The sequence below is a fragment of the Sphingomonas sabuli genome (assembly GCF_014352855.1).
Lineage (GTDB): Bacteria > Pseudomonadota > Alphaproteobacteria > Sphingomonadales > Sphingomonadaceae > Sphingomicrobium > Sphingomicrobium sabuli.
The window spans coordinates 940,265-965,951 of record NZ_CP060697.1 but is presented as its reverse complement, the minus strand read 5'-3'; the positions used below and the strand labels follow the sequence as shown (position 1 = coordinate 965,951).

26 protein-coding genes are annotated in these 25,687 nt (G+C 65.5%); 10 read left to right on the top strand and 16 right to left on the bottom strand.

The window, feature by feature from the left end; all coding sequences use genetic code 11:
- Positions 1–38 precede the first annotated feature (38 nt).
- Complete coding sequence (gene glmS, locus H8M03_RS04845; protein ID WP_187480610.1) at positions 39–1,862, top strand: glutamine--fructose-6-phosphate transaminase (isomerizing); 1,824 nt, start codon at positions 39–41, stop codon at positions 1,860–1,862.
- Here glmS and H8M03_RS04840 read toward each other — a convergent pair whose 3' ends face one another.
- The gene (locus tag H8M03_RS04840) at positions 1,863–2,774 is read right to left on the bottom strand and encodes a LysR family transcriptional regulator (RefSeq protein ID WP_187480609.1); all 912 of its coding nucleotides are present in this window, start codon (positions 2,772–2,774) and stop codon (positions 1,863–1,865) included.
- Positions 2,775–2,922: 148 nt separating this feature from the next.
- On the opposite strand from H8M03_RS04840, the gene H8M03_RS04835 reads away from it, so the two are divergent.
- From H8M03_RS04835 to alr, 4 genes are all read left to right on the top strand, one after another.
- Positions 2,923–3,255: a UrcA family protein gene (locus H8M03_RS04835; protein ID WP_187480608.1), complete on the top strand. Its 333-nt coding sequence runs from the start codon at positions 2,923–2,925 to the stop codon at positions 3,253–3,255.
- 121 nt (positions 3,256–3,376) lie between these two features.
- Positions 3,377–5,506 (top strand): M13 family metallopeptidase, encoded by a 2,130-nt coding sequence (locus tag H8M03_RS04830; RefSeq protein WP_187480607.1) that lies wholly within the window; start codon positions 3,377–3,379, stop codon positions 5,504–5,506.
- A 43-nt stretch (positions 5,507–5,549) separates the two neighbouring features.
- Positions 5,550–5,933 carry a GFA family protein gene (locus H8M03_RS04825; protein WP_187480606.1) on the top strand — a complete coding sequence of 128 codons (384 nt, stop codon included), beginning with the start codon at positions 5,550–5,552 and terminating at the stop codon, positions 5,931–5,933.
- Positions 5,934–5,942: 9 nt separating this feature from the next.
- Positions 5,943–6,971, top strand: a complete 1,029-nt coding sequence (gene alr, locus H8M03_RS04820) for an alanine racemase (RefSeq protein WP_187480605.1) — start codon at positions 5,943–5,945, stop codon at positions 6,969–6,971.
- Here the strand turns inward: alr and nth are convergent.
- The 5 genes from nth to H8M03_RS04795 form a co-directional block, all read right to left on the bottom strand.
- The gene (nth, locus tag H8M03_RS04815; RefSeq protein WP_187480604.1) at positions 6,913–7,620 is read right to left on the bottom strand and encodes an endonuclease III; all 708 of its coding nucleotides are present in this window, start codon (positions 7,618–7,620) and stop codon (positions 6,913–6,915) included. The genes alr and nth overlap by 59 nt on opposite strands.
- Positions 7,617–8,327 (bottom strand): 4-hydroxy-tetrahydrodipicolinate reductase, encoded by a 711-nt coding sequence (gene dapB / locus H8M03_RS04810; RefSeq protein ID WP_187480603.1) that lies wholly within the window; start codon positions 8,325–8,327, stop codon positions 7,617–7,619. Before dapB ends, nth begins: the two co-directional genes overlap by 4 nt.
- Positions 8,328–8,336: 9 nt before the next feature.
- A complete protein-coding gene (locus H8M03_RS04805) occupies positions 8,337–9,083 on the bottom strand; it encodes a DUF72 domain-containing protein (RefSeq protein WP_187480602.1) in 747 nt (248 codons plus the stop codon).
- Between the two features lie 92 nt (positions 9,084–9,175).
- On the bottom strand, positions 9,176–9,388 hold the full coding sequence (locus H8M03_RS04800) for a CsbD family protein (RefSeq protein ID WP_246449102.1): 213 nt from the start codon (positions 9,386–9,388) through the stop codon (positions 9,176–9,178).
- A gap of 80 nt (positions 9,389–9,468) precedes the next feature.
- A complete protein-coding gene (locus tag H8M03_RS04795; protein ID WP_187480601.1) occupies positions 9,469–9,975 on the bottom strand; it encodes a YybH family protein in 507 nt (168 codons plus the stop codon).
- A gap of 84 nt (positions 9,976–10,059) precedes the next feature.
- Here H8M03_RS04795 and H8M03_RS04790 point away from each other — a divergent pair, with 84 nt between their 5' ends.
- Positions 10,060–10,764 carry an NAD-dependent deacylase gene (locus H8M03_RS04790; RefSeq protein ID WP_187480600.1) on the top strand — a complete coding sequence of 235 codons (705 nt, stop codon included), beginning with the start codon at positions 10,060–10,062 and terminating at the stop codon, positions 10,762–10,764.
- Here the strand turns inward: H8M03_RS04790 and era are convergent.
- The 3 genes from era to lepB are packed head-to-tail and all read right to left on the bottom strand — an operon-like array spanning position 10,761 to position 13,152.
- Positions 10,761–11,663: a GTPase Era gene (gene era, locus H8M03_RS04785; RefSeq protein WP_187480599.1), complete on the bottom strand. Its 903-nt coding sequence runs from the start codon at positions 11,661–11,663 to the stop codon at positions 10,761–10,763. The two genes, H8M03_RS04790 and era, sit on opposite strands and share 4 nt — an antisense overlap.
- Entirely contained in the window at positions 11,660–12,325 is a 666-nt protein-coding gene (rnc, locus tag H8M03_RS04780; protein ID WP_187480598.1) for a ribonuclease III, read from the bottom strand. Before rnc ends, era begins: the two co-directional genes overlap by 4 nt.
- Positions 12,322–13,152, bottom strand: a complete 831-nt coding sequence (gene lepB, locus H8M03_RS04775) for a signal peptidase I (protein ID WP_187480597.1) — start codon at positions 13,150–13,152, stop codon at positions 12,322–12,324. The genes rnc and lepB overlap by 4 nt, the downstream gene beginning before the upstream one ends.
- A 76-nt stretch (positions 13,153–13,228) precedes the next feature.
- Between lepB and pgi the strand changes: the two genes are divergently transcribed.
- Genes pgi through H8M03_RS04755 form a run of 4 tightly spaced genes read left to right on the top strand, consistent with a single transcriptional unit; the run spans position 13,229 to position 18,850 of the window.
- Positions 13,229–14,725: a glucose-6-phosphate isomerase gene (pgi, locus tag H8M03_RS04770; protein WP_187480596.1), complete on the top strand. Its 1,497-nt coding sequence runs from the start codon at positions 13,229–13,231 to the stop codon at positions 14,723–14,725.
- Positions 14,719–16,065: a glutathione-disulfide reductase gene (gene gorA / locus H8M03_RS04765; protein WP_187480950.1), complete on the top strand. Its 1,347-nt coding sequence runs from the start codon at positions 14,719–14,721 to the stop codon at positions 16,063–16,065. Before pgi ends, gorA begins: the two co-directional genes overlap by 7 nt.
- On the top strand, positions 16,062–17,651 hold the full coding sequence (locus H8M03_RS04760) for a phytoene desaturase family protein (RefSeq protein ID WP_187480595.1): 1,590 nt from the start codon (positions 16,062–16,064) through the stop codon (positions 17,649–17,651). The genes gorA and H8M03_RS04760 overlap by 4 nt, the downstream gene beginning before the upstream one ends.
- The gene (locus tag H8M03_RS04755; RefSeq protein ID WP_187480594.1) at positions 17,648–18,850 is read left to right on the top strand and encodes a CaiB/BaiF CoA transferase family protein; all 1,203 of its coding nucleotides are present in this window, start codon (positions 17,648–17,650) and stop codon (positions 18,848–18,850) included. The genes H8M03_RS04760 and H8M03_RS04755 overlap by 4 nt, the downstream gene beginning before the upstream one ends.
- Here the strand turns inward: H8M03_RS04755 and H8M03_RS04750 are convergent, their stop codons facing one another.
- The 7 genes from H8M03_RS04750 to H8M03_RS04720 all read right to left on the bottom strand — a co-directional run bounded on the left by H8M03_RS04750 (position 18,851) and on the right by H8M03_RS04720 (position 25,558).
- Positions 18,851–19,531 (bottom strand): hypothetical protein, encoded by a 681-nt coding sequence (locus H8M03_RS04750; RefSeq protein ID WP_187480593.1) that lies wholly within the window; start codon positions 19,529–19,531, stop codon positions 18,851–18,853.
- Positions 19,532–19,558: 27 nt separating this feature from the next.
- A complete protein-coding gene (locus H8M03_RS04745) occupies positions 19,559–20,260 on the bottom strand; it encodes a COG3904 family protein (protein WP_187480592.1) in 702 nt (233 codons plus the stop codon).
- 1 nt (position 20,261) lies between these two features.
- Positions 20,262–20,786, bottom strand: a complete 525-nt coding sequence (locus H8M03_RS04740; protein WP_187480591.1) for a hypothetical protein — start codon at positions 20,784–20,786, stop codon at positions 20,262–20,264.
- Positions 20,787–20,855: 69 nt separating this feature from the next.
- Complete coding sequence (locus tag H8M03_RS04735) at positions 20,856–22,751, bottom strand: PDZ domain-containing protein (protein WP_187480590.1); 1,896 nt, start codon at positions 22,749–22,751, stop codon at positions 20,856–20,858.
- Positions 22,748–23,539, bottom strand: a complete 792-nt coding sequence (locus tag H8M03_RS04730; RefSeq protein ID WP_222931900.1) for an ion transporter — start codon at positions 23,537–23,539, stop codon at positions 22,748–22,750. The genes H8M03_RS04735 and H8M03_RS04730 overlap by 4 nt, the downstream gene beginning before the upstream one ends.
- A gap of 97 nt (positions 23,540–23,636) precedes the next feature.
- Positions 23,637–24,365, bottom strand: coding sequence for a hypothetical protein (locus H8M03_RS04725; RefSeq protein ID WP_187480588.1), 729 nt, complete (start codon positions 24,363–24,365; stop codon positions 23,637–23,639).
- Complete coding sequence (locus H8M03_RS04720; protein ID WP_187480587.1) at positions 24,362–25,558, bottom strand: toxic anion resistance protein; 1,197 nt, start codon at positions 25,556–25,558, stop codon at positions 24,362–24,364. Before H8M03_RS04720 ends, H8M03_RS04725 begins: the two co-directional genes overlap by 4 nt.
- Positions 25,559–25,687: the final 129 nt, after the last annotated feature.

Below are 25,687 nucleotides of genomic sequence, written 5' to 3'. Positions count from 1 at the left end.
AACGGATCACTCGAAGCGGCAAGGGATCAGACAGCGCGATGTGCGGAATTGTTGGAATCGTTGGAAAATCCGGAGTCTCCGAACGCCTGTTCGGCGGGCTCAAGCGGCTTGAGTATCGCGGCTATGACAGCGCCGGCATCTGCACCATCACCGGCGACGGGTTCGACCGCCGCCGCGCCGAGGGCAAGCTAGAAAATCTTGCCCGCGAACTGGCCGCGCATCCGCTTGGCGGCGATATCGGGATCGCTCATACGCGTTGGGCGACGCACGGTGCGCCAACGGTCGGCAACGCCCACCCGCACATCGTCGGCCCGGTCGCGCTGGTCCACAACGGCATCATCGAAAATTTCAAGCCTTTGCGCGACGAGATGATCGCGCAGGGCCGGACGATCGAAAGCGAGACCGACACGGAAGTCGTCGGCCACCTCGTCGCGCGTGAGGTCGAAAGCGGCAAATCGCCCCAGGACGCTGTCGCGGCCGTCCTCCCGCTGCTGCAGGGCGCCTTCGCTATCGCGTTCCTGTTTCGCGACGACCCGGATCTGGTCATTGCCGCGCGCATGGGTGCGCCGCTGACGGTCGGCTATGGCGACGGCGAAAATTACCTTGGTTCCGATGCCATCGCGGTGGCGCCGTGGACGCAACGGATTGCCTATCTCGACGAAGGCGATTGGGCCATCGTCCGCCGCGAGAGCATCGAGATCTTCGACCGCGAGAACCGCCCGGTCGAGCGCGAGATCGTCGAATCCGGCGCGTCGTCCGCCCCGATCGAGAAGGGCAATTACCGCCACTACATGCAGAAGGAGATCTTCGAACAGCCGGTAGTGGTGGCCGATACGCTGCAAAGCTACATCCGCCCGTTCGAGGGCGAAGTTGCCTTGCCCGACATCGACTTCGACCTGTCCAAGGTCGACCGGCTGACGATCGTCGCCTGCGGCACCAGCTTCTACGCCGGGCTTGTCGCCAAATATTGGATCGAGCAGTTCGCGCGGGTGCCGGTCGACATCGATGTCGCATCCGAATTCCGCTACCGCGACCCGATCCTGGAGCCGGGCGGTCTGGCCTTGTTCGTCAGCCAGTCGGGCGAGACCGCCGACACGCTCGCTGCACTGCGCCATGCGCGGGAACAGGGCCAGCGCATCGCCGTAGTGGTCAACGTTCCGACCAGCTCAATGGCGCGCGAAGCGGACCTGGTGTTGCCGACCCACGCCGGGCCCGAAGTCGGCGTTGCGTCGACCAAGGCGTTCACCTGCCAGCTGGCGGTGCTTGCGGCGCTGGCCGCCAATCTGGCGAGCGAGCGCGGGGAATTCGGCCGCGACGAGGAACGCGACATAGTCGCCCATTTGCAGGAAGCGCCGGCGGCATTGAACGCCGCGCTTGGCCACGACGACGAGATCGCGGCGATGGCGCACCTCATCGCGCCGGCTCGAGACGTGCTCTATCTTGGCCGCGGGCCCTATTTCCCGATGGCGCTGGAAGGCGCGCTGAAGCTCAAGGAAATCAGCTACATTCACGCCGAGGGCTATGCCGCCGGCGAGATGAAGCACGGGCCGATTGCGCTGATCGACGACAACGTACCCGTGATCGTCCTCGCGCCGTCGGGGCCGCTGTTCGAAAAGACTGTCAGCAACATGCAGGAGGTGCGCGCCCGCGGCGGCAAGATCGTGCTGATCAGCGATGCCAAGGGCATTGCGGAAGCGGGCGAAGGCTGCATGGCGACGATCGAGATGCCCGAAGTACACCCGTTGATCGCGCCGATCGTCTACGCCGCGCCGGTCCAGCTGCTGGCCTACCATGTGGCGGTGCTCAAGGGCACGGACGTCGACCAGCCGCGCAACCTGGCCAAGAGCGTTACCGTCGAGTGATCAGGCGGCCTTCTTGGCCTCAAGCCGCCGGATGTGCGCGCTGATTCTGTCGTAGAGAAAGTCGATGACCGTGCGCACGCGCGGCGTGTGACGCACCCGTTCATGCGTGTAAAGCCACAGCACGCGACCGTGGCCCGGGCGCGGCGGGAAGCACTGGATCAGGTCCGGGTCGCCGTCGGCCACGACGCAGGGCAGCACGGCGATGCCGAAGCCGGAACGGACGCCGGTCAGCAAGCCGCCCGACGTGGCGTGGCGCATCGCCACCCGGTCGTCCAGGCCGAGCACTTTGAGCCATGCCTGATACTGGATCTCCAGATTGCCGCCGCCACCGCCGATGATCGGGTGGTCGCGAAGCTCGGCAATGCTGGCCGGGACGCCGTTGCGGGCGGCATAATCGCGGCTGCAGTACAGCGCCCAATCGTCGACGGCGAGCCGCCGTCCGACCAGGCCCGACTGCTCCAGCTGAGGCTTGCTCGTGCTGCGCAGGGAGATGTCGGCTTCACCCGCGCCCAGGTCGCGGACTTTCTGCGACGTGTCGAGTTCGATGCGGATGTCGGGATGAAGCTGGCGCAGCTCCGGCAGCAGGTTGGCGAGCACGCCGATGGCGAAAATCTCCTCGGTAGTGATCTTGACCGCTCCTGAGACGTCGCGGGCCTGCCCGCCGGCGGCCTCGGCGAAGGCGATCGCACCGGCCTCCACTGTTGCCGCGGTCTCCAGCAGGTCTTCGCCTGCCGGGGTCAGGACGTACCCGGCCTGCCGCTTCTCGAACAGCTGGCAGCCGATCGACGCCTCCAGCGCCGCGATCCGGCGAGCGACGGTGGTCTGGCTGACGCGCAGCGTGCGGCCCGCCGCGAGCGTGCTGCCCTCGCGCGCGACGGCGAGGAAATGACGCAGATCGTTCCAGTCGAACATTGCGCTACTCATAATCCAGAAACGCTGTCCATTGTTCTGCGAATTTGCAGAATGATAGCACGAACTCGTTGCTGCCGCGCGGGGCAAAATGGGCCTAGTTGGTCCGTCGCATCCGGACCGTCCGGACCCCCGAATTGGGAGCAGCGACATGAAACAGACCCTCAAGATCATCCTCGCCTCGGCGCTCGTCACCGGCGTCGCCATCAAGGCCGAACAAGCCTTCGCGCAGGAGTCGTCCAGCGTAGCCGTCGTCCGCACCGCCGACATCGACCTCGGTTCGCCGGAGGGCCGCGACCGGCTTCGTCAACGACTGACGGTCGCTGCGCACACCCTGTGCGATGACGCGTCGGCAGCAGACCTCAAGGCCCGAAATGTGACCGGAGCTTGCCGCGCGCAGGTCGTTGCATCCGGTCTCGCCCGCGCCGAGCAGCTAGCACAGCGCGGCACCGGACAGCCCCTTCTGCTGGCCCTGGGCAACTAACCGGCGGCGCCGACCGCAGCTTGCAGAACACAGACGCCTCTTTGCATGGAAAGGCTGTGCACCTCGCTCCACTTCTGATTTGCTGATTTCGTTACAAAAGCAAATCAACGGGGCAATTCAAATGGTTCGTCATCTTCTGCTCGCGGGCGCCGCCTGCTTCATTCTCGCGTCCGCGTCCGCTGCGTCGGCGCAAGCGCCGGCCGCGGCGCCGGATCTCAGCACGCCGCCGCCGCTGGTCTTTCCGGCCTGGGGGTTCGACGTGTCGACCATCGATACGTCGGTCGATCCGGGCGACGATTTCGACGCCTACGTCAATGGCAAGTGGAAGGCGGCGACCCCGATTCCCGCCAAATATCCCTATTACGGGGTCAGCCAGAACCTGCAGATCGTGTCCGAAGCCGCGGTCCGCGAAGTGATCAAGGAAGCGGTGACCAGCAAGCCGGCTCAAGGGTCGGTCGAACAGAAGATTTCGGACCTGTACGTGTCTTACCTCGACCGGCCGACCATCGATTCGATGGGGATCGAGCCGGCCAAGCCCTATCTCGCGCAGATCGACGCCGCCGCGTCGCACGCCGACATCCTCAACCTGTTCGTCAAGCCCGGCTTCTCCGCCGCGCTGAGCCCGGGCATCGACATCGATCCGGATAATCCCGACGCCTATCTGGCGACCTTCTCGATGGGCGGCCTCGCCCTCCCGACTCGCGACAATTACCTTGTCGAGAACGAGCGCAATATCGACATGCGCGCCAAGTATATCGACTATCTGACGTTCCTGCTCGACAAGGCCGGCGTCGCCGACAGCAAGACCCGCGCCGAGCGACTCTATGCGATGGAAAAGCAGATCGCGGTCAACGAATGGGACCCGGCGGTCATGCGCAATCCCGAGCTGACCAATAACCTGATGACCCGCGCGCAAATTCTCGCGCTGGCTCCGGACCTGCCGCTTGGCGCGATGATCGACAATTTCGGCTTCACCGGGGTGGAGCGTTTCAACGTTCCGCAAATGCCGCCGAGCGCGCAGGAGCTGGATGAGCAGAAGATTCCGCCCGAACTGCGGGCCAAGATCGGCGGCGGGCTTCCGGCCCAGCTGGCGCTGTTCAAGGCGACTCCGGTCGACGTGTGGAAGGACTGGCTCAAGGTCCGATTCTTGGCGTCGAACGCGGCCGTCCTGCCGAGCGAGATCGACAACGCCAGCTTCGCCTTCAACTCCGCCTATCTTTACGGCGTGAAGGCGATGAAGCCGCGTCCGGAACGCGCGCTGTCGACCGTCAACAGCTCGATCGGTGAAGCGGTCGGCAAGGTCTATGTCGAACGCAACTTCCCGGCATCCAGCAAGGCAGCGATGATCGACCTGGTCGACAACCTGCGCAAGGCGATGGCGCTCAACATCGCCGAGGTCGAGTGGATGGGCGACACCACCCGCGCCGCGGCCCGGCAGAAGCTGGATTCGCTGCGGGTGAAGATCGGCTATCCGAACAAGTTCGAAACCTATGACTCGCTGACCATCGTCCCCGGCAAGGCCCTGGACAATCGTCTCGCCGTGGCTCGCTGGGGCCGGCAGGACGCGCTTCAGAAGTTCGCCAAGCCGGTCGACCGCGACCAGTGGTTCATGACTCCGCAGACGGTGAACGCTTATTACGTTGCGCAGCTCAACGAGATCGTCTTCCCGGCCGCCTATCTGCAGGCGCCGAACTTCAACCCGAAGGCCGATCCGGCGGTCAATTATGCGGCGATCGGATCGACCATCGGCCATGAAATCGGCCACGGCTTCGACGATAGCGGCGCGCGCTACGACAGCACCGGCCGCCTGCGCGACTGGTGGACCGCCGAGGACAAAGCGAACTTCCAGGCGCTCGGTAACCGGCTGGCCACGCAATATAGCGCCTATTGCCCATTCGATAGCGGCAAGACCTGCGTCAACGGCAAGCTGACGCTGGGCGAGAACATCGGCGACCTGTCGGGCCTGGCGATCGCCTATCGCGCGTACAAGCTGTCGCTGGACGGAAAGGAAGCGCCGGTGATCGACGGCCTGACCGGCGACCAGCGCTTCTTCATCGCCTATGCCCAGAAGTACCGCAACAAGTGGAGCGAGCAGCTGCAGCGGGTGATCATGGAAAGCGACCCTCACTCGCCCGACGTCGCTCGCGTCAACGAGGTGCTGCGCAACTTCGACCCGTGGTACAAGGCGTTCAACGTCACGCCCGACGACAAGATGTACCTGCCGCCGAGCCAGCGCGTGACGATCTGGTAAGCAGCGCTTCTCGATCCGATCGCCTCGCATTAGGCTGGCCCGCATGAAAGTGCGCGGCGGATGCCATTGCGGGGCGGTACGGTTCGAAGCGGAAGTACCGGCAGAGCCGGTGCCGGCGCTCGACTGCAATTGTTCGATGTGCCGGCGCACCGGGTTCATTCACCTGATCATGCCACATGCCGCGTTCGACCTGCTCGGCGGCCGCGACGACCTGGCCAGTTACCGGTTCGGCACGGGCGCGGCGGAGCATTTGTTCTGCCGCACTTGCGGCGTGAAGAGCTTTTACCAGCCGCGCAGCCACCCGGGCTCGTGGAGCCTCAACGCTAACTGCCTCGACGGCGACATCGCGCTGGCGGTGGAGCCGTTCGACGGGTGCAATTGGGACCAGGCCAAGGCCGAACTCGACGCCGGGGGCGGGTCAAGCTAGGCCGCGCCGATGCACCGTCCGCTGCGCCTGACCATCGACCGGACCGCGCTCCAGCACAATTGGCGCTGGTTCAAGGACCGTGCCGGGGTCCCCGCCGGGGCAGCGATCAAGGCCAACGGCTACGGGCTCGGTGCGCGCGAGGCGCTGATGGCCTTGCACGACGCGGGGTGCCGCACGTTCTTCGTGTCGACCTACGCGGAGGCGAACGCGCTGGGCGGCGTGCCGGACGACAGCGAACTCGTCGTGCTCCACGGGCCCTCCGGCGAAGACATGGAATTCGCGCTCGCGTCATCTGCACGGCCGGTGCTCAACAGCGTGGCGCAGGTCGAGCGCTGGCGGCAGGCCGCGGGCGGCCGCCCGGCGGATGCGATGATCGACACCGGCATGAACCGGCTTGGATTGCGGCCCGACGAAGCCGGCGCGCTCGACGGCGTGACGATCGACACGTTGCACAGCCATCTTGCCTGCGCGGACGAGGATTCGGCGATGAACGAGCGTCAGCTCGCCGCCTTCCGCGACGTTGCGGGCAGGGTTCAAGCCCGGCGCTTTTCGCTCGCCAATTCGGCCGGTGTCTGCCTTGGGCGCGACTACAGCTTCGATCTCGTCCGCCCGGGGCTAGGCCTGTACGGCGGCATTCCGCGTCACGAAGCGGCGGACGAATTACGCCAGGTCGCCCGGATCGCGGCACAGGTCGTCCAGCGTCGCGTGATCCTGAAGGGGGAAAGCTGCGGCTATGGCGCGACTTTCGTCGCTGACGCCGACACCGAGGCGGCGATCGTCAACATCGGTTACGCCGACGGCTATCTGCGCGGCTTCTCGTCGCGCGGAACGGCATTCGCCGGCGAATTCGCGCTGCCGGTAATCGGCCGGGTGTCGATGGACCTGGTCGCGCTCAACTGCGGCTCCGCGCCGCAGCTTGGCGACGGCGATTGGGTCGAACTGGATTACGACCTGCCGACCGCTTCGCAAGCGTCCGGCCTTAGCCAGTACGAACTTTTGACGACTTTGGGCGCGCGCTTCGAACGGACTTGGGCTTAGTCTGCTTCTCGCCCGGCGGCGGGGTCTTGGGCTTGTAGCGGCACAGGTCGGCAACCACGCAGCGCCAGCATTCCGGCGTGCGCGCCTTGCAGGTGTAGCGGCCGTGCAGGATCAGCCAGTGATGTGCATCGCGGCGGAAGGGCTGCGGTACGATCCCTTCCAGCTTGGCCTCGACGGCGTCCGGTGTCTTGCCCGGCGCCAGGCCGGTCCGATTGCCGACGCGAAAGACGTGCGTGTCGACCGCGAACGTCTCCTCACCAAAGGCCGTGTTGAGCACGACATTGGCGGTCTTGCGGCCGACTCCGGGCAAGGCCTGCAACTCCTCCCGCGTGCGCGGCACCTCGCCCCCATGGTCGCGCACCAGCGCCTGGGACAGCGCGATGACGTTCTTTGCCTTGGTATTGAACAGGCCGATGGTCTTGATGTGATCGCGCAGGGCCTCTTCGCCCAGGTCGACCATCTGTTGCGGCGCGGTGACTTTTTTGAATAGCGGCCGGCAGGCGACGTTGACGCTGGCGTCGGTCGCCTGCGCGGACAGGACCACCGCGACCAGCAAGGTGAAGGGGTTGACCGATTCCAGTTCGGTCGTCGGCGACGGGTTGTCCTCCGCCAAGCGGCGGAAGAATTCGAAGACCTCGTCTTTCTTCACTCGGACGAGATGACGTCGCGCATCGAATAGAGCCCGGCGGGCTTGCCATGCAGGAAGCGGGCAGCGGCCAGCGCTCCGCGCGCGAAAATCATCCGGTTCTCGGCGCGATGCGACAGGATCAGCCGCTCGTCCGGCCCGGCGAACACCACGTCATGATCGCCTGCGACCGTCCCGCCGCGCAGCGACGCGAAGCCGATAGCGCCTTCTGCTCGCTTCAGTCCGGTACCGTCGCGGCCGCGCTCGGCATCGATCGGCGTCCCGCGCCCCCGCGCGGCGGCGTCGCCAAGTGCCAGCGCGGTGCCCGACGGCGCGTCGGCCTTCATCCGGTGGTGCATCTCGACGATTTCGATGTCCCAGTCGGGACTCAGCGCTCCGGCGGCTCGCTCGACCAGGTCGGACAGGACCGCAACGCCCAGCGACGTATTGGCCGCACGCAATATGGCGACGGTTTTCGCGGCGTCGGCGAGCCGCTTGTCCGCATGGTCGTCGAGACCGGTCGTACCGATCAACACCGGCACGCCCGCCGCAAGCGCCCGGTCGAGCGTTGCCTGGAGCGCCTCCGGCGCGGAAAAATCGACCAGCACGTCGCCGTGGTCCGGTTCGATGCTGAAGGCATCGCTTTCCTCCGCGGCGGCGGTGATCGCCCGGCCCATCTTGCCGTCCGGCGCGACGAGGGTGATGCGGATCGGCTGCTGATCGGTGCGCATGCGGACGAGTTACCCGAGCCGTTGCTGCAGCGCCAGCGCGGCGGCGGGTGCGCGTTCCTTGGCGCCGTTGATCATGAACATGTAAACGTCGCGCCCGCCTGCGCTCCAGCGCTTGGTTCGCTCGGCAAAAGCGTCGAGCATGCCGGGCGGGTAGCCGGTGACGACCTCGGGCCGCATCCGCTGCAGTCGCGCATAGGCAAAGCTGGCCGTGTCGGCGTCGATGCAGGGGAATTCATCGTCGTCGCCAAAGACGATGGCGACGTCGCGCTTTCGGCACAGGTCGAAGAATCGCTCGTCGCGAAACGTCTCATGCCGCGGCTCGATCACATGCCGCAGCGGCAGCCCGTCATGCTCGCGCGGCAGGAGGTCGAGGAAGGCGGCGATGTCGGCGGCGTCGAACTCGCGGCGGGCCGCAAGCATCCACAGGATGGGGCCCAGCCGGTCGCCAAGGGCGGTCAGTCCCTGCGCCAGGAAATTGCCGATGCCCTCGCCGGCGTCGGCCAGCTGCGACCGGGTTACGCAATAGCGCGACGCTTTCAGTGCGAATTGAAAGCCGTCGGGCACGGCCTGTGCCCAGTTTTCCCAGCTCTTCGGACTTTGGCGCCCGTAGAATGTGGCATTGATTTCGATCGCACCGAAGGCGTTTGCGGCAAATTCGAGTTCACGGCGTTGCGGGAGGTCCGGCGGATAAAAATCCCCGCGCCATGGCGGGAAGGTCCATCCGCCAATACCGATCCGAATGGCCCCGCGCGTCATTCCCGAACCATGCGGCGCGCTCCTCCATAAGGAAAGGGGCGGAAGCGTGGGTCGCCTCCGCCCCACCTGGGGTAACTGTTAGAAGCCTGCGACTATTCGTCGCTGCCGGTTACTTCGCGCGCCTTGTCCTTGGCACTGCCCCATGCGTTCTGGATCTTGCCTTCGGCCTGGTCGGCCTGGCCGTCGCGCTTCATTTTCTCGTCACCGAGAATCTTGCCGGCGCCTTCTTTGATCTCGCCGCCGGTCTGCTTCATGCTGCCTTCGACGCGATCGTCGTCAGGCAATGCGCTTTTGTCATGGTCCACGGAATTTCTCCTTCCAGTGTAATTAATTAGTCAACGCTGGAACGGGCAAAACGTTCAATCCTGGACCGTCGATCCTGGCGTTACTGGACCAACGTGGAGCTGCTGACGACGGGCAGCGGCACGCCCGGCGTGACGAAATCTTCGACGACCTTCCAGTCGCCGCCCTGCTTTTTCCACACGGTCAGATAATAGCCCTGGCTGGACTCCGGCAACTTGGTCGCCGAGTTGGTCTGGGTCATCAGATATTGGCCGCGGGTGTACCCAAGATCGCCGGACGGCGCGACGTCGACGCGGTTGGCCCGGAACGATACCTTCAGGTTGGGATCGGACGCGAGGCCCGCGGTCGCCTGCTGGATCGCTTCCTTGCCGCTGATCAGCCGCTCGCGCGGGTTAGCCACCGCGGCATCGTCGGTATAGATCGCGGCCAGCGCCGCTCCATCGCGGCTGGCATAGGCCTTGTTCCAGGCATCTTCCCTGGCCAGCAACTGCTGCTTGGCGGCTTCGGTGTCGACATGCGCCGGTTCGTTCTGGTTGCAGGCGGCGAGTGCGAGCGCGGCGCCGATCACGAGCTTGATTTTGAATGCCATGCGAAAGTCCTTCCCTGTTCGGCGGCAAGTCAAAACATGGCGGCGCGAGTTTCGCAACCGCGCGCACACCGGTAAGGCGGCGCCATGGCCAGCGACATTCGCAATATCGTCATCCTCACCGGCGCCGGCATTTCCGCCGAAAGCGGGGTCGCGACCTTTCGCGGCCCGGACGGATTGTGGGAGGGGCACAGGGTCGAAGACGTGGCAACACCCGAAGCGTTCGTCCGCGACCCGGCGCTGGTGCACAAATTCTACGACGCCCGGCGCTCCGCGCTGGCCGCTGTCGAACCCAACGCCGCCCACCGCGCGCTGGCGCGGCTTGACGCCGAATGGCCGGGCGAACTGCTGCTCGTCACCCAGAATGTCGACGACCTGCACGAACGCGCCGGATCGAAGCGGCTAATCCACATGCACGGCGAGTTGAAAAGCGGCTGGTGCCTGCGTTGCAATCAGCGCTCGGCATGGAATGGCGCCATGGGGCAGGGGGCGGAATGCCCGGCTTGCGGCACCACCGGCCTGGTTCGCCCCGACATCGTCTGGTTCGGGGAAATTCCCTATCGCATGGATGAAATCGAATCCGCGCTACAGGCCTGCGACCTGTTCGTGTCGATCGGCACATCGGGGGCGGTCTATCCCGCCGCGGGGTTTGTCCAGACCGCGCATTATTGCGGCGCGCAAACGCTGGAAATGAACCTCGATCCCAGCCTCGGCAGCTATTTGTTCGACGAGGCCCGGGTTGGACCGGCAGGCAAACTGGTGCCCGCGTGGGTGGAAGAAATGCTCGCCTAGTCCGCCCACTCCAGGCCGATATCGCGGTACAGGCCGCGGTCTTCGTCCCAGCGCGGATTGACCTTCACGTGCAGGAACAGGTGGACCTTGCGGCCAAGATGGGCGGCGATTTCCGCCCGGGCCCGTTCGCCAATCTCGCGCAGCCGCTTGCCCCCCTTGCCGATGACGATCGCCTTCTGGCTGTCGCGCCCGACCAGGATCTGCTGGCGGATCGCGGTGGAGCCGTCGGGGCGGTCTTCCCACGTCTCGGTCTCGATCGCGGTCGCGTAGGGCAATTCCTGGTGCAGCTGTTCGTAGATCTGCTCGCGGGTCAGCTCGGCGGCGATCATCCGGTCGGTGGCGTCGGACACCTGATCTTCGGGGTATAGCCACGGACCTTCGGGCACCGCCTCCGCCAGGGCGGCCTTGAGATCAGCGACCCCGTCACCGGTCGCGGCGCTGATCATGAACAGGCGGTCGGGGTCCAGCCGTTCGGTCAGCATCGCCGACAGGCCAAGCAGCTTTTCCTTCTTGACCAGGTCAACTTTGTTGAGGGCGATGAACAACGGATGCTGGCGCGTTTCCAGCCCGGCAACAGCGCGCTCCACTTCCCTGGTGATGCCGGCGTTGGAATCGACCACCAGCAAGGTCAGATCGGCGTCTTCCGAACCGCTCCATGCCGCCTGCACCATGGCCCGGTCGAGCCGCCGCTTGGGCGTGAAGATGCCGGGCGTGTCGACCAGAAGGATCTGCGCTTCGCCGGCGATGGCAATGCCCATCAGCCGGGCGCGTGTCGTCTGTGCCTTCGCGCTGACGATGGCGACCTTTTGCCCGACCAGCGCATTGACCAGCGTCGACTTGCCCGCGTTGGGCGCCCCGATCACCGCGGCGAAGCCCGCGCGCGTTTGTTCGCCCGTCATCGCAGCTTCTCCAGCAACGCCTTGGCCGCCTCGGTCTCGGCCTCCTGCTTGCTCGTGCCCTGCGCTTCCGCGTCGCCATGCCCAGGCAGCGACACGCGAATAGTGAATTGCGGCAGATGCTGGGCCCCGCTGCGATCGACCACCTCGTAATGGGGATTGGGCAGGCTGCGCGCGGCGGCAAACTCCTGCAAGGCGGACTTGGGATGCTTGGGGGCGCTTCGCTGCTCGTCGACCAACGGCTGCCACAGGCGGCGGATGATCTGCTCGGCTGTTTCCAGCCCAGCCTCGAGAAAGATGGCGCCCATCACGGCTTCGACCACATCGCCGACGACATTGTCGCTGCTGCTCGCCCCGTCCTCGCGCGCTTGCTTGCCGACTCGGATCACGTCGGGCAGCCCGATGCCGCGGCCGATCTCGCCGCAGGTGGCACGGTCGACCAGCGTGTTGAAACGCTGCGACAGCTTGCCTTCCGGCTCGTTTGGAAACCGCTCGTACAGCCAGCGGGCGATGCTCAGGCCGAGCACGCGGTCGCCGAGGAATTCAAGCCGCTCGTAATCGACATCTCGCGTGCTGGAATGGGTCACGGCCGCTTCGAATAGCGCCACGTCGCGCGGCTGGTGCCCGAACCGTTCGGCAACAAAGTCGGCGACGCTCCGGCTCATCGGGCTTCCGTATAATCGTTGCCGAAGCGTTCGCTGCGCATCGCGATGAACCACGTCCACGGCTTGAAATAGCTGGCGGTGCCGTCGGTCGACCAGAAAGTCACCGCCGCGCGTCCGACGACATGGTCGAGCGGCAGGAAGCCGACGCCGCCGGTCGCCTGCTCGTAGCGGCTGTCGAGGCTGTCATCGCGATTGTCGCCCATCATGAACAGGTGACCGGCGGGCACGGTCACCGGGCCAAAGGTGTCGGCAATCGGATTATCGACCTGGTCGATCACCCGGTAGCTGACGCCGTTGGGGAGCGTCTCGCGATAGCTGGGGTAGGCGCAGGTGGCGCCGTCGGTCGTGATCGACGCGGTGCCCGGCCCGGTGATTCGGCGGCACGGGCTGTTGGCGGACAGCGGGATTTCGACGGGGCGCTCTGCGCTGCGGCCAAGCGGCCGGTTGTTGAGGACGACATGGCCGTCGCGCAATTCGATGGTGTCGCCCGGCAATCCGATGACCCGCTTGATCAAATCCTCGCCGGAGCCGCTCGGCGAGGAGAATACGACCACGTCGCCGCGTTCCGGCAGCTTGGGCAGGATCCGGCCCGGGAAAGGCGGAAAGGCGAACGGAAAGCTGTATCGCGAATAGCCGTAGGGCCATTTGGACACGACCAGATAATCGCCGATGTACAGCGACGGCAGCATCGACCCGGACGGAATGCTGAAGGGCGTGAACAGCAGGCTGCGGAACAGCCAGGCCGCCGCCATGACGATCAGGATGAAACGCACCGTCCCGCCCGCGCTTTCGGGTTCCTTGGCTTTTTGATCGGACGGTCGGCGCATCGCTCGCTCTGTCGAGGCGCAACTGCCCTGCGTCAAGCTATGGCAATATCCGGCGCCGCCGGTATGACACCGGCCAATGCCGACAGACCCGTGGACGCCGATCGAAACGCATGCGCTGCAAAGCCTGGAGCAGCTGTTCGCTGCCGGGCCGGACCGGCTGGCAACCCTGTCCCGCGAGGTGGCAGGCATCTATTTCGACTGGTCCAAGACCCATCTGGATGATGGGCTGGTCAGCGCTTTTGCGGATTTGGCCCAGGCGCGCGGCTTCGCGGCCGCCCGCGATGCCTTGTTTGCCGGCGACATCGTCAACGTCACCGAACGCCGCGCCGCCGAGCATGTCGCCGAGCGCGGCTCGGGCAATCCGGAAGCGGTTCAGGCCGCGGCGGCGCGACGCGCCCGGATGCGCGGACTGGTCGACGCGGTCGAAGCCGGCGCGTTCGGCGAGATCGACGCCGTCCTTCACATCGGCATCGGCGGATCGGTGCTGGGCCCGGAAGTGGTGGTCGATTCGCTCGGCCGCGACGGGGCGAGAATGGACATCCGGTTCCTGTCGAACATCGACCCGCAGGCGTTCGAGGATTCGGTCGATGGGCTGGACCCGGTCAGCACCTTGGTCGTCGCCGCTTCGAAGACCTTCACAACCGCCGAAACCATGGCCAATCTGGAATCGGCGCTGGCCTGGCTGCGCGAAGGCGGCGTGGATGACGCCTACGGGCGCGTGGTGGCGGTCACTGCGTCGCCCGACGCCGCGCTCGCCGCCGGTGTCGACGAAAGCCGCATCCTCACTTTTTCCGAAGGCGTCGGGGGCCGCTATTCGTTGTGGAGCGCGGTCTCGGTTTCCGCGGCGCTGGCGCTCGGCTGGGACCGGTTCGAAGAATTGCTGGAAGGCGCCGCGGAAATGGACCGCCATTTCCGTTATGCCGACGGGCGCGAAAACGTGGTCCTCACGGCCGCCTTCGCCGATCTGCTCTACACGCAGAAGCTGGGCAGCCAGACGCGCGCGGTGTTCCCGTATGACGAACGGTTGCGTCTGCTGGTGCCCTTCCTCCAGCAGCTTGAAATGGAGTCCAACGGGAAATCGGTGACCGCCGAAGGCCAGCCGCTGGGCCGGCCGAGCGGGCCGGTGGTGTGGGGTGGAACGGGCACGGACGCGCAACATGCGGTGTTTCAGCTGCTGCACCAGGGGACAGCGCTGATCCCGGTCGAATTCGTTGCCGTCGCGGAAAGCGACGGTGCGGTGCCGGACCAGCATCGGCAGCTGCTGCTCAACGCCTTCGCCCAAGGCGCGGCGCTGATGCGCGGCAAGGCCAGCGACGATCCGCACCGCAGCTATGCCGGCAACCGGCCCAGCGCGACCATCCTGCTCGACCGGCTCGATGCGCGGACTTTGGGCGCGCTGTTGGCCTTTTACGAGCATCGGACCTTCACCAACGCGGTCTTGCTGGGGATCAATCCCTTCGACCAGTTCGGCGTGGAGCTGGGCAAGCAGATCGCCGGGCAGCTGGCCAGCGGCGCGGACGAGGACAGTTTCGACCCGTCGACACTGGCCCTGATCGAGAAAGCGGGATTGTAGTGGCTGACTTCGACCTGTTCGTGATTGGCGCCGGATCGGGTGGAGTGCGTGCCTCGCGCGTGGCCGCGGCGCACGGCGCCAAGGTCGGCGTGGCCGAGGAATTCCGCGTTGGCGGCACCTGCGTGATCCGCGGCTGCGTGCCGAAGAAGCTGCTGGTCTACGGCGCTCACTTCGCCGAAGACCTCGACGACGCGGCGATGTTCGGCTGGGACGTGCCGCACAAGTCGTTCAACTGGGAAGTGCTGCGCGACAACGTGCTGGCCGAAGTCAACCGGATCGAAGACGCCTACACCAACACGCTCGACAGCCATGACGTCGAGATTTTCAAGGAACGCGCGGTCCTTTCCGGGCCCCGGTCGGTGCGGCTGGCTTCAGGGCGCGAAATCACCGCCGACAAGATCCTGATTGCCACAGGCGCCCGCCCGCTAATGCCCGAAATTCCGGGTATCGACCTTGCGATTAGCTCCAACGAAGTGTTCCACCTCGACCGCATTCCGAAGCGCATCGTGATCGTCGGGGGCGGCTATATCGCCAACGAATTCGCCGGCATTTTCAACGAATTCGGATCATCGGTGACCATCGTCAACCGCAGCGACGTACTGCTTCGCGGCTACGACCAGCAGGTGGTCGACCGGCTGCTGCAGATCAGCGTGCGCAAGGGCATCGACTTCAAGTTCAATTCCAAGATCGACCATATCGAACGGGTGGACGGCGGCGGACTGAAGCTGACGATGACCGGTTGCGACGACATCGAAGCGGACGAGGCCCTGTTCGCGGTCGGCCGTCAGCCCAACACGGACGGTCTCGGCTGCGACAGCGCGGGGGTCGAGCTTGGCGACCATGGCGCGATCAAGGTGGATGAAGATAACCGAACGTCGGTCGACAGCATCTTCGCGGTCGGCGACGTCACCAACCGGGTGCAACTTACCCCCGTCGCGATCCGCGAGGGCCAGGCGTTCGCGGAAAGCTTCTTCGGCAAGGAAAAGTGCCGGGTCGACTATGGCGCCATCCCGTCTGCGGTTTTCAGCCACCCGCCGATCGGTGCGGTCGGGATGACCGAAAGCCAGGCGCGCGAGAAGCTGGGTGCGGTCAAAACCTACACGTCCGACTTTCGCCCGATGAAGAACGTGCTTGCCGGGCGCGACGAACGGTCGCTCTACAAGCTGGTGGTCGACGACGACAGCGACGAGGTGGTGGGCGTCCACATGATCGGTCCCGACGCCCCGGAGATACTCCAGGCCGCGGCGATCGCGGTAAAGGCCAGGCTCAAGAAATCCGATTTCGACGCCACCGTCGCGCTTCACCCGACCATGGCGGAAGAGTTGGTGCTGATGCGATGAGCGGCCGGGCGATCGTCATTGGCGCCGGACATAACGGGCTGACCTGCGCTTTCTATCTGGCCCGCAAAGGCTTCAAGGTCACCATCCTCGAAGCCGCGGACAAGGTCGGCGGGGCAGCGGTGACCGACGAATTCCTGCCCGGCTTTCGCAATTCCGCGGCCAGCTACACGGTCAGCCTGCTCCAGCCCAAGGTCATCAAGGACATGGAGCTGGAACGGCACGGGCTGAAGGTCGTGTTGCGCAAGACCGACAATTTCCTTCCCGGCGACGGCCAATACCTGCTGTCGGGCCGCGGCGGGCTGACGCGGAAGGAGATCAAGCGGCTGTGCGCCGCCGATGCCGATGGCTACGACCGCTATGTCGCCGAACTCGAAGCGGTCGTCCGCCTGCTCAAGAAATGGCTGTTGCGTGCGCCGCCCAATGCCGGGTCGAAGATCGGCGCCTTGCCCAAACTGCTGACCCTTGGCCGCGACATGGCCGGACTGTCGCTGGCCGAGATGCGCACGGTCCATGACTTCGCGGTCAAAAGCGCCGGCGAAATCCTCGAGCGGCATTTCACCGCGGACCTGACCAAGGCGCTGTTCGGGTTCGACGGCGTGGTCGGCAACTTCGCCTCGCCATACGATCCCGGTACAGGATATGTGCTGCTCCATCACCTATTTGGTGAAGCTGCGGGCGTGGAAGGCGCTTGGGGTCATGCCATCGGCGGCATGGGTTCGATCACCCAGGCGATGGCCCGCGCCTGCAGGGAAAAGGGTGTCGACATCGTGTTGTCGTCACCGGTCGACGAACTAATCGTGGAAAAAGGCCGCGCAGCCGGCGTTGTCGCCGGCGGCAAGGCGTGGCGCGCCGATACCGTCGTCGCCGGGGTCAATCCGAAGCTGCTGTTCGACACGTTGCTGCCAGATCGCGTCGTGGAGCCGGACATCGCCGCGCGCATGCACGGCTGGCGCTGCGAAAGCGCGACTTTTCGCATGAACGTTGCCTTGTCCGAACTGCCCAAGTTCACCGTGCTGCCGAAGAAGGGCAACCACCTCACCGCCGGAATCATCATCGCGCCGAGCCTAGACTATATGGACCGCGCCTATGTCGATGCGCGGGTCAGCGGCTGGTCGAAGAAGCCGGTCGTTGAAATGCTGATCCCGACCACGCTCGACCCCTCGCTTGCGCCCAAGGGCAAGCATGTCGCGTCGCTGTTCTGCCAGCATTTCCGCTACGACCTCGGCCCGGGCCGCAGTTGGGACAAGGAGCGCGACAAGGCGGCGGACACGGTGATTGCCACCGTCGATGCGCACGCGCCCGGCTTCGCCAAGTCGGTGCTCGGGCGACAGATTCACTCGCCGCTCGACCTCGAACGGCGCTTCGGCCTCATCGGCGGCGACATCTTCCACGGCAAGATGAGCCTCGACCAGCTGTTCAGCGCGCGGCCGATGATCGGGGCGGCCGACTATCGCATGCCGGTCAAGGGCCTCTACCTGTGCGGATCGGGCGCACATCCCGGCGGCGGGGTCACCGGAGCGCCCGGGCATAATGCGGCGCAGGCCATCCTTGCCGACCGCAGGCCGTGGCGCAGGCGCGCGGCGTGACGGCTCCGCTCGCGGGGGTTCGCGTTCTCGACCTCAGCCGCGTGCTCGCCGGGCCGTGGTGCACGCAATTGCTGGCCGACCTTGGCGCCGAAGTGACCAAGATCGAGCGGCCGGGGGCGGGCGACGATACCCGGCACTGGGGTCCGCCCTGGCACGATCGCGACGGGCAGAAGGTCGCGGCCTATTTCCTAGCGGCCAACCGCGGCAAGCGTTCGGCGGCGATCGACTTCGGTACCGAGGCGGGTGCCGCGCTGGTGCGCCAGCTGGCCGCCTCTGCCGATGTCGTGGTGGAAAACTTCAAGGTCGGCGGGCTGGCCCGGTTCGGTCTGGACGCCGCGTCCCTGCGCGCCGCCAACCCGCGCCTGGTGGTCGCGTCCATCACCGGCTTCGGGCAGGATGGGCCGTATGCCAGCCGCGCCGGCTATGACTACATCATCCAGGCGATGGGCGGCCTGATGAGCATCACCGGCAAGGGCGACGACGAAGCGGGTGGAGAGCCGATGCGGGTCGGTGTTGCGGTCGTTGACCTGTTCACCGGCATGTACGCCGCCGTGGCCATTATCGCCGCTCTTTATCGACGCGAAAAGTCGGGGGAGGGCGCGCATGTCGACATGGCCCTGTTTGACACGCAGCTGGCAATGCTCGCCAACCAGTCGTCGAATGCACTGGTGTCGGGCAAGGACCCGCCGCGACAGGGCAATACCCATCCCAATATCGTGCCGTATCAGCCCTTCGCGGCATCGGACCAGCGGATCATCATCGCAGTCGGCAACGACCGCCAGTTCGCCCGTCTGGCCGAATTGTGCGGCCATCCCGAATGGATTGATGACAGCCGCTTCGCCAGCAACGCGGCCCGCGTCTCCCACCGCGCCGCGATGGTCGAAGCCGTCGCGCAATGCGTCGCCCTTCACCCGGCCGCATACTGGCTCGATCGGCTGGAGCAGGCAGGCATCCCCGCCGGTCCGATCAACACGATCAGCCAGGCGCTGGAGGACGTGCAGGCGCAGCACCGGGCGATGGTACGGATGATCGCCGGGACGCCGCTGGTCGGATCGCCGGTGCGGATCGACGGCGCGCGGGCGGACGCTGACCTGCCGCCGCCCAATCTGGGCGAACATACGGCCGACGTGCTCCGGGAACTGGGCGTCAGCCCGGCGGATGTTCAGCGATTGCGCGACGACAACGTCGTCGGCGGCTGATCAGTCCATCGACGGCGCGGTTTCGACCAGCACGTCCAGCTGATTGTTGCAGCCGTTGGCAATCAGCGACTGGGCCGTGCCGATGTTGTCGGCGGGCGCGCTCGCAAGGGTGACAAAAGTCACGCGCGCGCTGTCGCCGCTGTTGGCCTGGCTCAGCTGATATTCCGACCCGCCGGTAACCGGCAATGCCGCCGGCCACGCCAGCGTATCGGTCCCCGCCGGCCAGTCGATCGTCTGTTCGGTGCCGGCGCCCTTGATGGTCAGCTTGATCGCGTCGTCCTTTTGCGGCCGCCACAACGTCAGCTTGCCGGCGTTGGCGACACATATCTTGCCGCTTTGCGTAATGTCGAGATTCCAGGGGCTGGGGTTCAGCGGCACCGCGCTGCTCCGCATCGCGCTGAACCGCGCCCGCCGATTCGCGCCGGCGCCGGGCGAGTCGTTGGTCGCCACGGCGAAGGTGCCGGGGCCGCGAATCGTGCGTGCGCCGTTGGTGTTGAGCAGCATCACGCTGTCGCCGGAGCGCAGTTCGATCTTGGCGCTTTCCGGCAGGGCCTTGCCCGGCGGATAGACTTTGGAAGACGGCCCGGCGGCCCGAACGACCAGCACGGTTGCCACCGAAGTGGTTGAAAACGCGAGCGCAAACGCCGCCGCGGTGAACCTGAACAGTCGAGTAGATTGCATCCCGGTGTCCTCCTCAAACCTGCTTGGTCATTGTGCGTTTGCGACGTTGTACTTCACCGTTTCTTCGGCGGTGAGGCAGCGCCGCGTCGATCGATCGTCATCTCCGGATATGGCTTGCTGGCGGTACATCACGTCGGTCAGCAATTTGCGCGATACACCCATTCTGATCAGGAAGTCATTGTCTTCGCTCGCAAGCAGGGCGGAATCCTGTTCGATCTCGCCGATCAGCGCTGCCGCGCTGTCGGCGTCGCGGCCGGCCTCGGCACGGATCGCGTCCTTGTCGGTGACGTGCGTGAACATGTGGACGACGAAATGCGCGCCCGCGTCGACGTAACGGATGGGTCCGCCCATGAACATGAAGTTGCAGGCCGAAAAACAGGCCCAGCCGGCCGGCACGCGCGTCGGCAAGGACGCTTCGCGGATGATGCGTCCGGCGGCATTGCCGGCCCGTGCGCTTCCGCCCGGCGACCGGATCCAGATCTCGTCGATCGGCGCGTTGGCCGCCAATGCTTCCTTGAGCCGCTCCGGCACGTCCTCGTCCAGCTGCCCCTCGGCCTTGAGCACGCGCTGTCCGCTGCTGGTGTCGACCGAAAACTGCATCTGGCGATAGGTCGACCAGTTCAGCTGCTTGGGGCAGGTCGGGTTGGTGGCGTCGGGATCGGCGGCGATTGCCGATGCAGGGACCAGCAGCGCCAGCGCGATCGCGACGGCCGAGCGCGCGGCACGCATGTCAGACCCGCGCGTAGCCGGACGCGCCCTTGCCGCGGCACATCTTCTTCGGAACGACCGTTTCCTCGCCGTCGACGATGACGACATCGGTCACGGTCAGGCAGCTGCTGCCATCCGCCAACTCCTCCTTGGCGGTGACTTTCGATGACCCGTGGACATTGGCGCGGGTCCCGCTCTGCCAGCTGGATTCGGCACCGACGCCGCCGCGGATCGCGTCGTCGGTGGCCTTGGCCGCCTGCTGCTGCTCCTTGCAGTCGAGCATGGCGAGCAATTCGTCGGTCAGGTAGGACGCGGCCGGCAGAACCATCGACACGACCGTCCCGGCATTGCCGCCGATCGATCCGAGGACGTTGTTGGCCACGCTTCCCAGCAGACTGCCGAACATCGACCGTTTGGCCTTCTTCGCCTCGGATTGCTCGCATTGTTGCGGCGCGGGCTGTTGCGCGGCGACGGCTGCCGATGCGGGCACAAACGGAACGGCCGGCGCGCTCATCAGCAGCGCTGCGGCAATGATCAAACGCGTCATCGCGGCGACTCCCCCAGATATTGGAGCGATTTATTGCTGGCCGGGCGGCCGGTCAACGCGGCCGAATCGTCATGTCTTTTTCTGGAGCAGCCGTTCCAGTTGCGTGATCCGTTCGGCTTGTTCACCGATCAGGTGAAGCACCTCCGCGCGCTCCTCCTGCCGGGTCAGGACGATGCGCATCGACCGGCCGAGCGTCGGGGCAATATGCTTGAGCGCTTTCTGCTCGTCCTTGCCCGGGATTGTGCCGTCCGGCCGCGGTCCGATCAGGATCCAGCCGAAGGCGCCGGCGCTGGTTTCCACTTCGAAACGCAATGGAAAGACGTGGTCGGTCGGTTCGCAGTCCAGCACATGGTCATCCTGTTCGGGCCGGTGCTCTTCGTACCAGCGAAGGACGTCCGCCTCCTGGATGCCGACGGCGTGTTCGACGCGCCCATTGAACAGGATCGCCCCGCGCACCGACAGCAACCCGGCGAGGACCCGCTTCAACACATAATCGAGGAACTCGTCGAGCGTCGCGGAGTCGCGCGTGTCGCGCATGCGCTCTGGCAGGTCCTCGCGAATTTCCAGCAGCGCCTTGTGGAACTGGCGTTCGGCCCATTCCCGCGTGCGGCGATGCAGCGGTTCGATGACGACGGCCGCCATGACGGCTCCGCCCATCGCCGCGATGGTCTGGCTCGCCTCGCTGTCGGGATAGATGAACTGCGCGCTGGTTATGATGCCTTCCATCACCGCGGCAAAGGTGCCGCCGATACCGAAGGTCAGGATGGCGGCAGTCGCGGTGCGACTGATCACCGCTTCGGCATCGTACAGGCGGTAGCGGATCAGCGCGATCAGCAGCCCGAGCTGGAAGATGAGGATGGAGAAGCCGAACGAGAAACCGGCGAAAACCTCCAGCGACAATTGGGTCGTGAAGCTGCCCGCCGACCATTTGAACAAGTCCGCGGCATAGGCCAGCGTCTTGAACAGGGCGTAGCCGGAAAAGCCGAATAGGGCCCAGCGGATCTGCTGTCGGACGTCGCTCGATTCCGCGGTTCGCATGCTGCGGATCTGGACCAGCACCGCGGCCAGCAGGATGCCAAGGAAACAGGCCTGGTAGGCTTGGCCGCTGAGCAGCATGAGTAGGGGCGTTGCGGCAAGCAGCCCGGCGACGACAGGTGTCAGCCGACCGTGCGGAAACAGCAGGATCCCGGCCAGCAGCATCATGTTGCCGAGGTCGTAGGCCCCGACCAGGATCGCCCGTGGGACGCCTTGCGCGGCGAGGAAGGCCGACGAGGGCAGTTCGGTGGCGATGGTCAGGAGGATGGCAAGGCTGAGCACCGAGCTGACCGCGTCGCGCGAGTTGCGCCGGTGGAGGATCCACGCCGCCCAGATCAGGAACGGATAGAAGATGACGTGCACGACATCGATGAAGTTGAGCAACGTCGGCGAAAAGCCGCGTTCGCGCGCGGCATCGTTGATGTGCGTTTCGCTGGTTTCGACCGTGACGTCGCGGATGATGCCGTCGGTCGACCGCACCGTCAGCGGGACCGGCATCTCGTCCGTGCCGTAAAGGAGGGTGCTCATGGCGATGTAAGCGGGGTTGTCGGCGTTGGCCTCGATCGCCGTGTCGGACATCGGCATGACCTCGGGCAGCGGCAGCCCGAAGATGGCGACGATATCATCGCCCTTGCGCAGTCCGGCCTCGCGGGCGGCCGGACCGACCAGGTAGCGAACCTCGGTCGCGTCGGTCAGCGATGCGGCAAAGCCGGCGCGGCTGCCCAATAGCAATTGCGAATTCTCGCTTGGCGTCCGGTAGCGGTCGTAGAGGGCAAGCGACGGACCGAAGACGGCGATCAACAGGACGACCGTCCATACGGCGGTGAAAATCGCATGCGTGGCCGGATTGAACGGCGGAACGCGAGGTGGCAGCCGGAAACGCTGCTTCGCTGTGGCCAGCTGGCGGTCGATGGCCGGCTGGACGTTCACGGCGCTCCGCCTTCGCCTTGTTCGACGCGTGCGCGGTGGCGCTGGACGCCCTCCGTAAAGGATGCCGCGAACAGGCCGGTCGGAAGCGCGATCAGCATCACGCCAGTCAGCCCGACGATACCGCCGATGACCTTGCCCAGCGCCGTTACCGGATAGGTATCGCCATAACCGATGGTGGTCAGCGTGATAATTGCCCACCACAAGGCGCGCGGGATGCTGCCGAACTTGTCAGGCTGCGCCTCGGCCTCGGCCAGCCACATCAGCGATCCCGAAACCAGCACCGCGACGATGACCACGCCGAGCACCAACGCGAACTCGTAGCGCCGTTCGTACAAGGCCTCGCGAATTGTGATCCATGCGCGCGAGGTGCGGCCAAGCTTTGCCAGCCGGATCATCCGGATCACGCGGAAGAAGCGCAGGATCAGGCTGGACGCGCCGCCAAAGGCAAAGAAGGCAGGGACGATCGCCAGCAGGTCGACCAGCGCGATCGGCGTGACCATGTAGCGCAGCCGGGGGAAGCGATAGGCCGCGAAGCGCGGGTTTTCGACCACCGTCCACACCCGCGCCGCATATTCGACCAGGAAGATGACGGCGACGCCGACTTCGAAGTCGTCGAACCAGATCTGGCGGCCGCTGGCGATTATCGGTTCGGTCTCGAGCACTGCGGCAACGACCGCGACGATGATCAGCGCGGCCAGCGTCAGATTGACCGGCGACAGCCCCTTGCCCGGCCAGGCGGTCGGCTCAAGCTGGCGATACACATGCCGTCGAAGCGCCTGTAACGACACGCTGGCAGGCCCCTTTTTCCCCCGAAACGGGGCAAGGACTGCGCCTGCGCGCATCTGTCTGCAAGTGTTTCGTCGGGAAAAGCGCGGATTACCCGCCTTATTGGTCGATCGTTTGGGCGCCGTAACGCGACTTGATGAAGCGTCCCTGCGTCTCGAACGCAGCCATGTCGCCGCGGGCAAGGTCTTCGCTGATTTCGCACAAGGCGGTGCGTGCGGCGGACAGGCCATCGACCAGCCGCTCATCCACTGTCAGCCCTTCGCCGTCGGCTTCCTTTCGATACCCTGCGGGCACGTTGAGATAGCGGTCGATCAGCCCGGGCAGGTGCATCGACATCAGCCGGCGCGCATCCTGCGCCTTGGGATCGTGGGTATCAATCCGCTCCAGCGTCTGCTTGAGCGAGGGCAGCTCGGCGCTGATCGCATCGATTTGCGCGCGTGCCGGGGCGGGCAGGACGCCGCGGGTCCTGTACAGGTAGGAATCGAAGCGCTGCACCATCTGCCCGTTGGCAAGGTCTGCGGACGGTGCCGTGGCCGCTGGCCGGGTCGGGGTAAAGGCCAGCGCAATCGCCGCGCCGACGGCCAGCGTCAGCGCCGCGAGGAAGCCGAACATGCCGATCGGCATGACGATGCCGATGAGGATGGTGACCATGCTGACGACAAGCAGCACGATACCGATGCGCGCTGCCCGTCGCTTGAGGTCACCGTTGAGTCGCTGCCGTTCGCGCCGTGCCGCCTCGCGCGGCGCGCCGTCGCGCTCGTCGAGCGCGCGAGTGACGCGGTCGAAGCGCGCGAGCGCCTGTTCAACCTTGTTCGAAACGTCGGTCACTTGCTCTCGATCGGAGTGAAGGGCGAGGCGGCGGATTCAAGCTTGGCCTTCTCCACGCCCTCGGCGCGAGCGATATAGCCCTTGGATTTCTCGACCTCGCTCGAAAGCGTCGTCACCGTCTGCTTCATATTGTCGAGCGCCTCGAGCTTGAAGCGGTCGATCTGGTCCATCGTCTCGTAGATGTTCTGGAACGCGCGCTGCAGCGTCTCGAGCGGGATCGACGACGACGCCGCCTGTTCGTGGATCGCGCCGGTCTGCATCTTGAGCATTTCGCCCGTGCTGTCGATCATGCCGGCGGTCGTGGTGTTGAGCGCGCCTATCTGTTCGAGCACCAGTTTCTGGTTGGTCAGTGCCTGGGCCACCGTCACCGCGGTGCGCAGCGCGGATACGGTTGTGGTCGATGCGCGATCGACGCCCTTCACCAGTTCGACGTTGTTCTTCTTGACGAGATCGAGCGCGAGGTAGCCCTGCACCGTGACCGCCATCTGGGTCAGCAGGTCGGTGGTCCGCTGCCGCGTGTAGAAAAGGGCGCTTTCGCGGATCGCCTTGGCCTTCGAAGGGTCGGTCGCGTCAAGCTCGTTGGCCTTGTCCTCGAGCTGCTTGTCGAGGCTCTTGGAGATGTGGATCATCTGCTCGAGCTTGTGCATCGTCTTCCACAGGTTCGCCCGCTCGGTGTCGATCGCGGCATTGTCCATCAGCAGCTCATCCTTGCCGTTGCCGAGGCTGGTGAGGATCTGCTGAATGTGGGTCTGGCTGCTGCGATACTTGTCGAAATAGCGGTCGACGCGGTTCCCGAAGGGGATGATTCCAAGCAGCTTGCGCGGCTTGCTGGCGCCCTTGGGATCAAGCGATTCCACCGTCCGGCGAAGCTCGGTCAGATCGGCGCCGATGCCGGTGTCGCTGTCGATCGCCTTCACCGGCCGATCGAGGAAGCGGTTGGACGCACCGGCGGCTTCGGCGATTTCCTTGCGGCCCATCGCGGTCAGCTGATCGACCTTCTTGCCGAATTCCGGGCTGTTGGAATCGAGCGCGGCAAGCTCGTCGACGAATTGCGCGACCTTCTTGTCCAGTTCGCTGGTCTCTTCCGCTTTCAGCGGAACGAGGCCCTCGGCCTCGGCGGGAGCGACCGGATTGAGCGCCTCCGGCGGCTGGAGGTTGAGCTTCGTATCCGTCTTGGTGGCCGTCTCTGCCATCGTTTCTTGCCTTTCGTGCCGCGCCGGTGGTGCAGGGCCGACAATCACCGCCGGACCGCCGCCATGCAAGCGCTTTGACTGTATTATAGGGGTAACACGCACAGGTTCAAGGCGCGAACGGGCCACCGT